Annotated in this window: 13 protein-coding genes and 2 tRNA genes; 11 read left to right on the top strand and 4 right to left on the bottom strand. The window is 40.2% G+C overall.

Annotated elements, in window-relative coordinates; all coding sequences use genetic code 11:
- Positions 1 to 31: 31 nt before the first annotated feature.
- From KE627_RS05655 to KE627_RS05645, 3 genes are all read right to left on the bottom strand, one after another.
- Positions 32 to 1,945: a discoidin domain-containing protein gene (locus KE627_RS05655; protein WP_056938663.1), complete on the bottom strand. Its 1,914-nt coding sequence runs from the start codon at positions 1,943 to 1,945 to the stop codon at positions 32 to 34.
- 293 nt (positions 1,946 to 2,238) lie between these two features.
- Positions 2,239 to 2,940: an ABC transporter ATP-binding protein gene (locus tag KE627_RS05650; RefSeq protein ID WP_211772874.1), complete on the bottom strand. Its 702-nt coding sequence runs from the start codon at positions 2,938 to 2,940 to the stop codon at positions 2,239 to 2,241.
- Between the two features lie 116 nt (positions 2,941 to 3,056).
- Positions 3,057 to 3,920 carry an SDR family oxidoreductase gene (locus KE627_RS05645; RefSeq protein ID WP_013726949.1) on the bottom strand — a complete coding sequence of 288 codons (864 nt, stop codon included), beginning with the start codon at positions 3,918 to 3,920 and terminating at the stop codon, positions 3,057 to 3,059.
- Positions 3,921 to 4,104: 184 nt separating this feature from the next.
- On the opposite strand from KE627_RS05645, the gene KE627_RS05640 reads away from it, so the two are divergent.
- The 8 genes from KE627_RS05640 (at position 4,105) to gltX (ending at position 10,971) form a co-directional block, all read left to right on the top strand.
- Positions 4,105 to 4,506, top strand: coding sequence for a fluoride efflux transporter FluC (locus KE627_RS05640; protein ID WP_056938661.1), 402 nt, complete (start codon positions 4,105 to 4,107; stop codon positions 4,504 to 4,506).
- The gene (locus tag KE627_RS05635) at positions 4,503 to 4,853 is read left to right on the top strand and encodes a fluoride efflux transporter FluC (RefSeq protein ID WP_056938660.1); all 351 of its coding nucleotides are present in this window, start codon (positions 4,503 to 4,505) and stop codon (positions 4,851 to 4,853) included. Before KE627_RS05640 ends, KE627_RS05635 begins: the two co-directional genes overlap by 4 nt.
- Before the next feature lie 94 nt (positions 4,854 to 4,947).
- A tRNA-Glu gene (locus KE627_RS05630) sits at positions 4,948 to 5,019 on the top strand.
- 11 nt (positions 5,020 to 5,030) lie between these two features.
- Positions 5,031 to 5,102: transfer RNA gene (locus tag KE627_RS05625), tRNA-Gln, on the top strand.
- Positions 5,103 to 5,512: 410 nt separating this feature from the next.
- Positions 5,513 to 6,106: a TetR/AcrR family transcriptional regulator C-terminal domain-containing protein gene (locus tag KE627_RS05620; RefSeq protein ID WP_013726952.1), complete on the top strand. Its 594-nt coding sequence runs from the start codon at positions 5,513 to 5,515 to the stop codon at positions 6,104 to 6,106.
- A 279-nt stretch (positions 6,107 to 6,385) separates the two neighbouring features.
- Entirely contained in the window at positions 6,386 to 7,906 is a 1,521-nt protein-coding gene (locus KE627_RS05615) for an amino acid permease (RefSeq protein WP_056938659.1), read from the top strand.
- A 78-nt stretch (positions 7,907 to 7,984) separates the two neighbouring features.
- Positions 7,985 to 9,433 (top strand): glutamate decarboxylase, encoded by a 1,449-nt coding sequence (gad, locus tag KE627_RS05610; RefSeq protein ID WP_013726954.1) that lies wholly within the window; start codon positions 7,985 to 7,987, stop codon positions 9,431 to 9,433.
- 32 nt (positions 9,434 to 9,465) lie between these two features.
- Positions 9,466 to 10,971, top strand: coding sequence for a glutamate--tRNA ligase (gltX, locus tag KE627_RS05605; protein ID WP_013726955.1), 1,506 nt, complete (start codon positions 9,466 to 9,468; stop codon positions 10,969 to 10,971).
- A 127-nt stretch (positions 10,972 to 11,098) separates the two neighbouring features.
- Here the strand turns inward: gltX and KE627_RS05600 are convergent, their stop codons facing one another.
- Complete coding sequence (locus KE627_RS05600; RefSeq protein WP_056938658.1) at positions 11,099 to 11,974, bottom strand: hypothetical protein; 876 nt, start codon at positions 11,972 to 11,974, stop codon at positions 11,099 to 11,101.
- Positions 11,975 to 12,257: 283 nt separating this feature from the next.
- On the opposite strand from KE627_RS05600, the gene KE627_RS05595 reads away from it, so the two are divergent.
- From KE627_RS05595 to KE627_RS05585, 3 genes are read left to right on the top strand one after another with little or no spacing between them, the layout of a single operon-like run.
- Positions 12,258 to 12,872 carry a TIGR01440 family protein gene (locus KE627_RS05595; protein WP_133286514.1) on the top strand — a complete coding sequence of 205 codons (615 nt, stop codon included), beginning with the start codon at positions 12,258 to 12,260 and terminating at the stop codon, positions 12,870 to 12,872.
- Positions 12,873 to 12,913: 41 nt separating this feature from the next.
- Positions 12,914 to 13,843, top strand: coding sequence for an IS30-like element ISLpl1 family transposase (locus tag KE627_RS05590; RefSeq protein ID WP_211772873.1), 930 nt, complete (start codon positions 12,914 to 12,916; stop codon positions 13,841 to 13,843).
- Positions 13,844 to 13,890: 47 nt separating this feature from the next.
- Complete coding sequence (locus tag KE627_RS05585; protein WP_013726958.1) at positions 13,891 to 14,409, top strand: ECF transporter S component; 519 nt, start codon at positions 13,891 to 13,893, stop codon at positions 14,407 to 14,409.
- Positions 14,410 to 14,763: the final 354 nt, after the last annotated feature.

Genomic DNA, 14,763 nt, shown 5'->3' with positions numbered 1-14,763 from the left:
TATTACGTAAAGTATTTAAAGTTACTAATCATTATTTTTGACCATAAACCTGAAACTCATCAATTCCTGCGGCCGCATTGGCAGGTGTGTTCGTGCCATACGTATTGAATTGTGAAACAGTTACTTTGACATACCTTGCTTTGCCACTTAATTTGTCGCTTGTGAAACCAACATTTTGATTATTAGAGCCATCTGCAGCTAATTTCCAGGTTTTGTTGTCGTTACTTGTATAAACCTTGTATGCCGGGTAGTAGCTGGTGTTACCACCGTTGTTGAATGAGATATCAACTCGTGAAAGGTTGTAAGCTCTTTGAAGATCCACAGTGTAACTGAACGGCATTTTGACAGTTTGTCCGTTGCCTGTTAACGGTTTAAAATAACCGCTGTCCTGTGTATATTTGCCATCGTTGGCATTGTTGAGTGCCAAACTGGAATCAGAACTTTGAGTTGCATCTGTGCTTGCAGGCTTGCCTTGAGACAATAACAGGTCTTGATTGTTGGTGATTTTGTTCGTTGAAGTATTTAATTTCCAATTTGGATTGTACTGTAGATTCATGGAAGGGTTGCCGGAATTTTGATTGCTGATGGAAAGTGGCAGCCAAACGTAAGTGGAAGAACCAAGGGCATTGGCGTCCCATCGGTCACCTAGATAAAGATATTCAGGTGTTTTTTTGTTACCAACTTGCATAATGTTTGTTGATTGACTATAAAATGCCGTGTTATTTCCAAGTAATTGTGGGGATGAGCTGCTTGGCTTGGTCCAACTATTCGGATCAGCAATGTTGGTCGTATACGAATAGGATGCCTGGTTTGGATACCAACCGGTTTGGCTGGAGGTAATTAAGAAGTAGTACTTGCCAGAATGAATCATCGCTGGGGCTTCCCGATAATTATCAAACAGTGTGTATGGCTTCATCGAGTTGGTATCAACGTCAGTAAAGTCATCATTCAATTTGAAAATCATCATGTTTTTCCCACCAGAGGTAATGAGATAAGCATCATTGCCGTCTTGATAGAGCGTGAAATCACGGGATGAATAACCCCAAATGCTTGGATTATTGTTCATCTCATCTGGAGTGGCACCATTGATAATCGAACCGTTGCTATCTTCAACTTGACGGGTTCCATCAGCCAGCGTTCGGATTCGCCAGTTTCGATGAGTTGCATCAGATCCCGGTCGCCAATGGCCCTCAAAAGTATATTTGCCCGTTGCAGAGTTACTAGTTGCAACACAGATTTGGCTGCTTGAATAGTTGCTTTGGTCCTCCCAGTGGCCCCAGATAACATATTTGTGTGTTTTCTTGTTGTAAAGTAGCTTTGGCCGCTCGATCTTGTTGCCTAACAAACTTGTGTTGGTCAGCGATGGTGCAATAACCGTTTCTCGGTATGTCCAGTTTAATAAGTCGTGGGATGAGTATAAGTTGATGCCGTTGAAACTAGACTTGTTGTGGTTTTTATCTTCCCCGACCCAATAATAAATGGGGTTGCCATGCTTGTCAGTCTGTTTAAGAAAGCCACCTCCGTGGGCCTGAATTGGTGCTCCTTGAGTATCTCGCCAAGTTTTTCCAACGGGAACCGCCGAATAGTGAGTCTTGGTCTTTTTGACTAAATTCTGATTCTCCATTGAAGAGGACAATAATAAATCGACCGTGTCCAGCTGTGTTTGAGTTGCGGAATCGCTGTTCACAAGTGATTTTGCCATTTTGAGTGATCGATTGACCCGATTCTGACTCAGTTGAGCGTATGACTTAATCCTTGGCTGAAGTTTTTCGGCTCGTCTAATATCTTGTTCTAGATTTTGCTTGCTGGTAGTCGTAGTTGACTGGCTATCACTACTTTGTTCTTGAGCAAATGCAACCTTGAAATGACTAATATTTCCGGTTAAACCCATTGCCAAACCAAAGCTAACACTCAGTAATGCACTAAAGAGGATTTTGGATTTCATGAGATGAGCTCCTTTTCTTTTACCAATAATAAGTAAAATATAAATATATTACTAAAAATTATTTTAGCCCAGCACATGCTCTGTTGCAAGCGTTTTCAAAAATAAGGATCAATAATTGACTGTCCTTGCAACTTTCATTGTTATCCAAAAATATAAAGTTCAACATTCGATTTTGATATTCAAAGAGGTGCTCACAATGCCAAACCTTCCTTAGCATTGCGAGCACCTACTTAGTTAAATTAATGTGTATTTATGAGGTAATGACTTTATCTTAATTAAGGATAATTGGCAAATTACCACTCAATTTCCTCAACTGGTTCCGGCGAATCATTCAACTCATCATTCTTAACCTGACCGTCACCAATTTCGATGATGTGGTCAGCCATTGGTTTAATCATGCCATTGTGGGTAACGATGATCACGTTCTTGTCCGTTTTGTGGCTGAAATCTTGGAGTAACTTGAGGATGCTTTTACCGGTTTTATAATCCAGTGCCCCAGTTGGCTCGTCACAGAGGAGCAGCTCGGGGTTCTTGGCGATCGCCCGGGCAATGGCGACTCGCTGCTGCTCGCCGCCGGATAGTTGGGCTGGGAAATTGTTGGTTCGTTTGGCCAGGCCAACGTCTTTCATGACCTCGGGTACGTCCAGTGAGTCTGGTGAAATTTGGGATGCCAACTCGACGTTTTCCAAAGCGGTGAGGTTGGGGATCAGATTGTAGAACTGGAAGACAAATCCGACTGACAGCCGTCGATAGGTCGTTAGCTGTTTTGGCGAATAGGTCGCGATATTGCGATCGTTGACGATTATGTCTCCTTTAGTGGGCGTATCCATTCCGCCTAAAATGTTGAGCAGCGTGGATTCCCCCGCTCCCGAGGCGCCGACAATAATTGTGAGTTCGCCCTTTTTAATTTCAAAATTAATGTCGTCGTTGGCGCGGACTTCCTGCTCGCCGCTGCCGTAAATTTTGGATACGTGTTTGACGTCGATATATGCCATGACTGCCTCCCGAATTGTTTCTTTATCGATTATGATACTTGTGGTTTGCAGGGAAAGCAACCGTCATTGAGATAGAAAAAATCCTCTCGTGAAAGAACATTGCGAGAGGATTTTGCTTACTTCTTCAATTTATCAATGACTTCCTTAAGTGATTCCTCAAAAGTCGGTAGCGGATGTCCCAAAGCTTCAGGGAGGTCGTTGGAGGTTTCTTCCAGGTCACCATTTCGAATCAAGCGCTGCATGCCAACGATTGAAGCGGCAGCTGCCGGACTGTATCCTGTGGCCACAAGGCGCTTACGGTATTCGTCATCGGAAACCGACATCACTTCAAAGTCGTTATCGGTGACTAACTGTAAGGCGCGGGCCAAATCGGCATAGTCGTGTTGCGGTCCGGAAAATTCATACACTGTTTTCGGCTCATCGGTCATTAAAACTTTGGCAGCTGCTTCGGCGTACTCCCGTTCCAGTGCCCAGCCAACCCGGCCGTTTCCGGCAGAATAGACGAAGGGTCGGTTGTTAATGGCTGCGGGAATCTGCAGGCGCTCATTTTCCAGATACCAGTTGTTTCGTAAGAATGAGTAACCAATTCCCGATTGACGGATAGCCTGTTCAGTATTCTTGTGGTCAACGGCAAGTGGTGATTTGGCAGTGTCTGCGTGTGGGAAGCTGGTGTAGGCGATGAACCGGACACCGGCTTTTTTAGCGGCGTTAATCACGTTTTGGTGTTGTTGGATACGGCTGACTGCCTGACCCGGAATTGAGGAAATTAACAGCAGCTTATCGACACCGGCCAGTGACTTTTCCAGCACCTCCTGCGAATCATAGGACCCTGGTCGAGCTTCAATACCCGGCAACAGTTTCTCAGCCTTCTCAGTGTTCCGTGCCAGTGCGATGATGTCTCGGTTATCAACGTTTTCAGCTAACACTTTAATGACAGTTTGACCAAATTTTCCCGTGGCCCCGGTAACGGCGTATTTCATATTGGCGATCCCCTTTCAAATCATAATCTGAACGACTAAATTATCCTGTTTAATTGATGTTACCAAGGATTGGAGGGGCTTACAAGAATTTGAACTTGGAGAAATTTTCAATAAAATTCGATTATTCATGAAAATTTTCATGATGTTCGATATACTGAAATGAGGTTTTTAACTGGAGGACATGATGAAAAATAATGGCTGGTATCGATTAGGGCAGGTTAGTGCGGTATTCTGCGGTGGCGCGCTGGGCGGCATTGCCCGATATGAAATTGGAAACTGGATCCATAGTGCCAATGGGTTGTTTGGAACCAGCGTCGTAAATTTGGTGGGGTGCTTTTTACTGACGTTTACAATCTATGGCCTAGATTTGCGGTTTGATTTACCGGAGTGGCAGATTCTTGGGCTTGGTACTGGATTCGTTGGAGCTTTCACCACTTTTTCAACTTTTACTGTCCAATTTGTGCAGGGGATTTCCAGCAATCCCTTGGGCTCACTGATCTTCTTACTGGTCAATCTCATGGGTGGCATGCTCTGTGTCCTCCTTGGCTACTTAGCGGCTACTGCAGTTGGGAGGCGTCAGCGATGACAACGATGATCTGGGTAGGATTCGGCACCGGATTGGGAGCTGCTTGCCGTTATGGGATAACCGTTCTGGGCAAATTGGTATCACCGACGATTCCCTACGCGACAATTTTAATTAATGTGATTGGCTCGTTTCTGGCCGGATATTTGACTGGGAGTCAGCTACCGGGAACTGGGGCGCTATTTTTGCTGACTGGGGTTTGCGGTGGCTTCACCACTTTTTCAACGTTTTCCGTCGATACGTTTGTCTTGGTTCGCAATCGTCAGTATTTGGTTGCCGGTTGGTATTGGCTTGGGACGGTTGCCTTAGGTGTTTTGGCCGTGGTTTGCGGTTTGTGGTTGGGTCGATAAGTTAAATTATTGCTTGTAACTATACAAAATGCGATTTTTGTTTAGTGCACCATTTGTTGAGATGTTGCATAATATGTTTTGTAAGGAATGACATGACCCGTTGGTCAAGTGGTTAAGACATTGCCCTTTCACGGCAGTATCATGGGTTCGAATCCCGTACGGGTCATTTTTCAACATTGGGTTATAGCCAAGTGGTAAGGCAACGGGTTTTGATCCCGTCATGCGTTGGTTCGAATCCAGCTAACCCAATTTCATAATATAACTTCTCTCTCAAGTAGCCGACTGTCATTATCAACTATTGACAGTCGGCTATTTACTGATTGTAAAGAGGCCTTATTTTGTCACACATAGAATTAAAAAACGCTAATATAATTAGAATTTTTAATGATTTAGTAAAATAAACAAAGTTTTTCTATGCTCGATTAATCACTAATAGACAAAGTTATGGATGTGTCGTATGCCAGTATAACGGACATTTTATGATGAAACATACGGTTCACTAGAAAGTTATAGAAATATGGGAAAAATGAGCAAATTCGCTGAAATGAAAACTCTTAATTAGAATGTCGTAAACCGCTTTAAAATCTTTATTGAAGTGTTATGATGATGTTGCTGAGTAATCATATTATTAGCGTTAAGAATTGAAAAGAGGGATTTAGATGGACTCAATAGCCAAGCATGAATTAAGCACATCCTTAGAAGAACTTGTAACTAAGACATCTTTCGATGATGTATCTGTAAAATTAATTGTTTCAAATACTTCTTTTAATAGACAAACTTTCTATTATCATTTTCAAGATAAATTTGACTGCCTTCAGTACACACTGTCTGAGTTTGCTGACAAAATTGCGTCAGATATGGATTACTCAAATTGGCAAGAATGCTACTTGAGGATATTCAGATATATTGATTATCATAAAGAGTTTATGCAGCATATCGTGGATTCTCAAGCATACTCACTTTTTACGGACTTCGTTCTTCAATCAATTGATTTGATGCTCCATGGGGTTCTGAAATCTCTCCAAAAGGATGTTTCACGTAATCGAATGCAAGAACAACCTTGGAAGCTTTTTGAGTATGGACTACAGGGTATCATTATCAACTGGTTTACAGATGGGTTGAGAGAGAATCCAGAATTGTTAGTCAACGATTTATTGAATATTGATATGCCTCATCTTAAGATGCTTCTTGGAGTTGATACAGATCGTATTGATCAAACTGGACACTTTGTCCATTCCACGTCTACCATATAGGCAATTGCAATTATATTTTTTTAATTATGATCACGTTTCCCAAAAAGCCAAGCGATATGAAACTTTATCGCTTGGCTTTTTAGTCGCAGAATTTTACATCCTATACATATGGGGTCAGGTGTATAGAAGATATACAAACGGTAGCTTTTGTATATTTGCAACATAATATTTCTGATTTATGCTCAATACGTAACTAAGAGAGATGGCTTAGTTAATAAATAAAAACGTGGTCTGTTAGCATTTGAAAGCGGTACCACGTTTGAAGGAGATGTATTTGGTTTGGAAAGAGACGACGTTGAATCTCATGCTGAAAGCATTAAAAACGCCAACCAGATCACCGGGTTTCAGTTGTTCTCAATGACAACTTCCATGGTGATGACAGTTTATGGCTTTGCGGCATTTGCTAAGCAAGGCCCCACAGCATTGTTCTTTCTCTTCTTGGCTGGGATCTTATGGTTTATTCCAGTTACGAAGGCAGCTGGAGAAATGGCTTCCATTGACGGCTGGAGCCGAGGTGGAATATTTACCTGGGCAAGAAATATGTTGGGTGAAAAAACTGGATGGGCGGCATTGTTCTATCAATGGGTTCACATTACCGTTGGAATGAACACGATGATGTACTTTATTATTGGATGCCTTTCAATAAGTGTCGGATTACCAATCATGAATGATAATCCATTCGTAAAGTTTGGATTAATGATGGTTATCTTATGGGGATTGATTTTGGTCCAACAAAGAGGAACGAAATTAACTGGTAAGATCGCGCAATGGTGTTTCACATTAGGTGTTATTATTCCGGTATTTTTCTTACTTGCAATCTTCATTATCTACCTTGCACAAGGCAACCCAATGCTGATCAATATCAATTTCCATAGTATTCTTCCAAGCAGTTGGAGTGGGGATGTACTTGTTGGGTTTGTTCCATTTATGTTAGCATTTGCCGGTGCTGAAGGATCCGCTCCGCATGTTAAGGATTTGGATCATCCACGTGTCTATCCTAAGGTTATGTTGGCTTTAGCCATCGCGGCTATCGTTTCAGATATTGTCGGAAGTATGGCTATCGCTGGAACAATTCCTAATAAGGATATTCAATTAAGTACTGGAATTGTATACGCATATGGCGCACTGGTACAAAAGTTTGGAATTAGTGTTGTTATCGTAGAAAAGCTTAGTGGATTCTTGCTTGCTGTCGGCGTTCTTGGTGAAATTAGTAGTTGGGTCGTGGGCCCGAATGCCGGAATGTTTGAAGCAGCTAAGTCAGGATTCTTACCACCACGATTTTCTAAAGCAAATAAATATGGTGTTGAAACAAATGTCATGATTTTACAAGGAATTATCGTATCAATCATGGGTGCATTATTAACATTTGGAGCAGGTGGAAGTAAAGCTAACCTTTCCTTCCAAACCGCAATGAGCTTGACCGTTGCACTTTATACACTAATGTACATGTTGCTATTCATTAGTTACTTGGTACTTCAAATTAAGCACAGCGATTTGAACCGACCTTACGTTGCATCCAAGAGTAAGGTTATGAGATTAGTATATGGTGGATTAGGATTCATACTTTCTGCGTTTGGATTCTTTGTAACATTCTTCCCGCCAAAGGATATGATCGCATCTTCGCAAAGAACATATCTTACATTGCTATTAACTGGATTTGCTGTTGTATTCTTCATTCCGTTTATTTTGTATCGTTACCACAAACGTTGGGCAAACGAGTTGGGACTTCCTGCAGAAGAAACAGAAAAACCAACTGTTGTTATTACCCCACAGGCGCATGGAGAAACTGCTAAAAAGTAGGTACTTGTGAACGGCTCAAAATTTTTAAAAAATAAGGAGGAAGCTACCTTACCCAATAAGTAATCTAGCTATAACACGATGAGTGAAAAAAATGATGAACAGATGATTGATGAAATTGGTCTTGAACAGAACTTCTTAGGAAGTGTTGAAGCTGGTAAATCATTGCCAACTGAAGAGTTGCCAGAGCATCCAATGCCAGCTAGCATTGCTGCCCAACTTGTCCAGCATTATCGGCTGAATGAAGCTAAAGCTAATCAAAACCTGGCAACGTTCTGTACAACACAGATGGAGCCAGAAGCCGATAAGCTTATGACAGATGCTCTTAATACGAATGCAATTGATAAGTCTGAATATCCTAAGACAGCTGCAATGGAAAATTACTGTGTAAGCATGTTGGCTCACTTATGGGGGATCCCTAAGGGCAAGAAGATGTACAAAGATTTCATTGGAACATCGACTGTGGGATCTTCAGAAGGTTGCATGCTTGGGGGACTGTCACTGCTGTTGAGCTGGAAACATCGTGCGGAAAAGGCCGGCTTTGATACGAAAGATCTTCATCATCATCTTCCAAATCTAGTTATTATGTCAGGTTATCAAGTTGTTTGGGAAAAATTCTGCACTTACTGGAATGTCGAACTTCGACAGGTTCCAATTGATCAGAACCATATGTCTATGGACATGGATCATGTTATGGATTACGTTGACGAAAATACTATTGGTATTGTTGGAATTCAGGGAATCACTTATACGGGTGCGGTTGATGACATTCAAAAATTGGATCGATTAGTGTCTGAATACAACAAGACCGCTGTGCTTCCTATCCGAATTCACGTTGATAGTGCGTTTGGTGGACTGTTTGCACCATTTGTAGATGGATTCAAGCCTTGGGATTTCCGCTTGAAGAACGTTGTATCTATCAATGTATCCGGTCATAAATACGGAATGGTTTATCCTGGTATTGGTTGGATCGTTTGGAGAAACAATTCTGAGGATCTACTGCCAAAAGAAATGAGATTCTCTGTACCATATCTTGGTTCAAGTGTTGATTCAATTGCTATTAACTTTTCTCATAGTGGTGCCCACATTGTTGGCCAATACTATAACTTTGTTCGATTTGGTTACAAGGGCTATGAAGCGATTATGAACAATGTTCGTAAGGTTTCATTGCGGATTACAGAAGAATTAAAGAAATTTGGTATTTTTGAAATCCTGAACGACGGAAGTCAGTTGCCGATTAACTGCTGGAAGCTTGCTGATGATGCAAAAGTGGATTGGACATTGTATGACTTGGAAGGTGAACTTGCAAAGTATGGATGGCAAGTTCCTGCATATCCACTTCCAAAGAATCGTGAAGATACAACTATTAGTCGGATTGTTGTAAGACCATCAATGACTATGACAATTTTGGATGACTTCATGGAGGATCTAAAGATGGCCATTCATAATTTGAACAAGGAACATGGAAACAACGAATTGGAATACAATATTCCTTCAGCAGCAGACGCAACAACGGTCAGCAATAAATAAAGTAAATAATCAGATGGGAGAAGTGTCAGAAAATGGACGATAAGAAGGTTAGAGTAAGGTATGCACCAAGTCCAACAGGATTCCTGCATATAGGTAATGCACAATCAGCATTGTTTAACTATTTGTTTGCAAAACATTTTGGAGGAACGATGGTATTAAGAATTGAGGATACCGATACAAAGAGAAATGTTCCTCATGGTGAAGACAGTCAGATAGAAAACTTACACTGGCTTGGAATTGACTGGGATGAAGGACCTGATAAGCCTAATCCTAAGTACGCACCTTACCACCAAACCCAAAGAGTGTCATTGTATCACAAGTATATCCAACAATTGCTCGACAAGGGGTTTGCCTACAAAGATTACACTACTGAAGACGAACTCAAGGTTATGCGTGACGAACAACGAAAAAACGGTGAAGCCCCTCATTATGACGGGCGCTGGTATGGAAGAAGCGAAGAAGATCAAAAGGCAGCTGAAAAGCAGGGATTAAAGCCTGATGTGCGTCTTCATTTGCCAAGTAATCATATCTATGCTTGGGATGACATTGTAAAAGGTAACGTTCAATTTAATTCTGACAATATGGGTGGGGATTTCATTATTGAAAAGAGTAATGGAATGCCAACATATAACTTCGCGGTTGTTATTGATGATTATTTGATGGATATTACACACGTGCTTCGTGGCGATGATCATATTGCGAACACTCCAAAGCAAATTGCAGTGTATGAGGCGCTTGGTATTACTCCACCTAGATTTGGCCATATCACTCTAATTTACAATCCAAAAACTGGCAAAAAGTTAAGTAAACGTGACAAAGAAACGTTACAGTTTATTAGTCAGTATAAGAATCAAGGTTACTTGAGTGAAGCGATTTTTAACTTTATCGCATTCCTTGGATGGTCTCCAGTTGGTGAAAAAGAACTTTATTCCAAGGACGAATTAATTAAGGCTTATGATCCCGACCGGATGTCTAAATCTCCTGCATTCTTTGATCAACACAAATTAGACTGGATGAACTCTCAATACATCAAAAATGCTGATGTTGCAGATTTAACGGATCGGATAATGGATCTGATTAAAGAAGGCGAATCAGAGATTGCTAAGAAGCTCCAGGATGTTAATTTGCCAAACTTGCGTGAATTCATCAAGCATGTAACTAAGGTTTATCAACGTGAGGTTTATAAACTTACCGACATTATGGAAAAAGTATACTTCTTTGCAAATGTGGATAGTGAGACATTTGATTACTCACAATTTGATGATTTCTCGCCGGTGGTTGTTCGACTAATTTTGATGCAATTTAGGAGAGAATTGTTAGATGCCAGTGAAAAGGGTGATATCGACTTTGACACGATTATCCGATCGGTGGGAAATGCAACTGGAATTAAAGGGAGAGAACTGTATTTCCCATTAAACGTAACCTTTACAGGGAATACTAATGCTCCACAGGTTGGTAGCATTTTAAAACTGTATTCGATCAGTACAATTATTAATTTGGTTGATAAGGCGCTTACAGGAACTGAAGTAAAGAGTTAACAACTAAGTTCTACTGTGCGGATTGGGAAATTATCTCCATCGATCAATTATATTATTGGTCCGGATGATGGGCATCAGAAAAGGGCTGGACAAATTGATTTGTCCAGCCCTTTTCATTGTATAAGCGTTAATGATTGATAATTTTGTATGCTGCAGATGGATTGACAAGTGCCCAAGTGTATGGGAAGTAATTCATCCAAATATCGTCAGTAAATGCAGGTTCGAATGATTCAATCTGTGGTGAATCGATTCGAACTGGTCTGAGAATATCAGCAATTAATTCCAAACCAACCGTAGAAAATGCGGTGACTTGTATCTCTCTATTTTCGTCCAAGGAGTTGTTGACAGATTGTCCATTCAGCATGGTAAAAACATCATTTTCAATTTCGTTTAATGCCATTCTTTGTTGCATGAGATAAATATCCCATTCCCTGGAATTCGGAATGTACATTGAAAAATAATAATCTAGGAGAAAGTTTACGTATGTTCCAGCAAAATCCTTTGCAGGGGTGTACCCACCGTTTTCTGGACGACTATAAACTGATGCACCACTAAATAGATCTCGTATTGCTTGGAAAGGATTAGGGGCGCTCGAATACATTGATAGAAAGCCCATTTGGCGTTTATAAAGATTAACTGCGTCCGATGGTGTTAATGATCGTACTACCGAGACGTCCAACGAATAATCAACCTTATCAATGAATCGGATTTTACGTTGGGTTCCCAAACCTCGATCACGAAGACGGTTAACGTTTTTCGCGAATTCAGCAAAACAATCTTTTCGGCTTTTAAGTGTAGGTAAACTATTGTTATTCTTTTGCCAAGTTACGAATTGATTTCCCATATCTTGGTTCTTGGGGGAAAAGTTAGTTACTGGATCGATGCCCAGCTGTTCGAGCATTTTTCTCCCATCTAGACCAAGAATATGGCCATTACTACGATTTCTGTTTCTGAAAAATAAGCTGGTACAAAAATCCATGTTTAAATCAAAACTATTAAACATTAGCTTTTCCCTCCTTCTTTAGATTATGGTAGAACGACTAAGTCATAAACTTTTATGTCATTATAATTGTATCAAATACAAATAAAAATTCATAATTTGTTGTCTATCATTAATAACTATTATCTCCTTTTATTTAGAAAAAGCAACCTTTCTTATCTATATATTAGTCAGATAATCATTGTAAATGGATGTAAGCGCTGATAATAAAGCGTTTATGCATGTTAGAAAACATTACATTGAATCTTTTACGTTGTGGAATAAAATTCTAGAAAGTGTGACCATTATGAATTTGGAACAAGTAAAAACTGATTTAAAAAACGTCTTAATTGATTATTTTGAAAATGTTCAGTTTCCGCGGAACGGAATTTTCGTCGTTGGATGCAGCACAAGTGAAATTGTTGGCGATTGGAAAGGTACAAATTCTAGACTAGATATTGGCCGAGCTGTCATCGATACTGTGTATCCATTTCTGAGGATGCGACATATTCACTTGGCAGTCCAAGGGTGTGAACATATCAATAGAGCATTATTAGTCGAAGAAAGTGTTGCTGAGCGAAATAATCTTGAAATAGTCTCGGTTGTTCCTGCCATTCATGCAGGAGGTGGTACCCAGGTAGCAGCATATGAAAGATTTGAACGCCCGGTAGAAGTTGAACACATTTCTGCTTTCGGTGGAATAGATATTGGTGGCACAGATATTGGCATGCATGTGAAGTTTGTTCAAATCCCTGTTAGAACAGCCCATCGTCAAGTCGGTCACGCTGGGGTCGTAACTCTATCCTCAAGACCAAAACTTGTTGGAGGTCAAAGGGCACAATATAGTTTTACAGATAACAATTTGGTAGATTGTAAAATTAATCCGAACGCTGTTCGGACAAAAAAGATCAGCTTCCTTTAAAATGGTGTTTACCACAAACCCATCTTTTAGGAGCTGATCTTTTGTCTAGTATAACCTATTCCGAACGAATTAAAATCGAAACCTTTTGTGAACTAGGGCTGTCCAATATCCAAATGGGCGTTCGGCTGAACCGATCACCGTCAACAATTTCTTATGAATTATCTCGATGTCAACCTTATCAGGCTGAATTAGCACAAACAGATGCCGAATACAAGCGATCACGATGTGGTCGGAAAACTAAGCTGAGCGATGAGTTAAAGCAAAAAATTCTCAACCATTTACGTCTAAGCTGGTCACCAGGAATGATTGCTCACGAATTTAAACTAGCTACTAAATCTATTTATAATTGGCTAAGTCAGGGGAGAATTGGTTTCTCCTTGAATGATCTACCTGAACATGGCGTACGCCAACGGCGTAACGTTGACCAACGATCCAAATATAATCAATCTTTGGGGCGATCAATTGAACAGCGTCCCATGATCATTAATCAACGTAATCGCATCGGCGATTTTGAACTAGATACAGTCGTTGGTCCTCGTGGGCATAGTAAGGCAGTTTTATTAACTTTAATCGATCGAAAATCACGGTTCCTTTGGGCATACCGGTTAAAAGATCGGACGACAGCGACTGTTAATGAAGCACTAACTAAGTTCCTAACCACTTTTAATGGTCCGGTGCACAGCTTTACTGTGGACCGTGGCACTGAGTTTAGTGGGCTAGTATCACTTGAATCACAATATGGTATTAAGACCTATTACTGCCATGCTTATACTCCAGCTGAACGTGGTAGTAATGAACGCTTTAATCGGAATTTACGTTATTTTTATCCTAAAGGGACTCGTTTTGAGCACATTAGTGCTCAAGATTTAACGACGACGTTACTCCAAATTAACCAGCGACCGCTTAAAATACTCGACTGGCAAACACCGTATCAGGTTATGCTGACAAATTTGTCCAAAAATTCGGATTAAATTTGCAATCTACCATTTACGTGAATTTGTCCTGAAGAGATAAGTAGATGAAATTAGATCATGTTCCATCTCGCCTGCTTGTACCCTTGAGAGCTAAATTGTGTCTTCTTGTCTTAATTAATGCGGCTGTCAGTACATCATTTGTCTTAACTGTCCCTGATACTTCAATTAATGTAACTTTTTGTGATTTTGGAATCTTTCTGGGAGCTTTCATATATGGCTCATGGGGAGGAGGGGTTGTTGGTGGAATCAGCGGGCTTTTGATTGTGTTTTTTCATGGGAATCTGAGTTTTATGATTCCTTCCATGATTATTCATAGTGTTGAGGGAATATTCGTTGGTAAAATTGCCTCAAACTCAAATGATGAAGGTGGAACCCTTTATATTGCTGTGGTAACGGGGGTCATTATAATGGTATTAGGATATTTTGTTGCCGACAGTTTATTGTTAACACATACTGTAGCCTATAGAAATATTACGGACAATGTTACCGGAGGGATAATCAATGCAATAGGTTTGTTGTTAATTTCTCCATTGATTCAAGCATATCGCCAGACTAATTATTAATAGTGGCTTGCATGTATTGAATCTTGAAGTGATATCTGCTGAATACAGCATAGAATTGAAAAGGACACTGTTCTCTGTTCAGATGAGGATTAGTGTTCTTGTCATTTATAATTAAGTAAATAAGAAACACAATTCAACCTAATTTTAATTAACCACAAATCGGGAACTTTTTTAATACTCAGTAAAATTTAATTTGAAAAATTTGTGCAAACATGCTGTGTTGTCAAACGCTTTCATATTCGTTACACTATTATTTGTTGAGCTATATTCGATTAATCCAATAATTTTCGTGGTGGGGGATTATTGATTAATAATCATATTACTAGGCAGGACCAGTGAAAAATCTGATCTATT

It is taken from the genome of Lentilactobacillus buchneri (assembly GCF_018314255.1).
GTDB classification, from domain to species: domain Bacteria; phylum Bacillota; class Bacilli; order Lactobacillales; family Lactobacillaceae; genus Lentilactobacillus; species Lentilactobacillus buchneri.
Note: the sequence above shows the minus strand (reverse complement) of the source record. Positions and strands in the feature narration are given on the sequence as shown.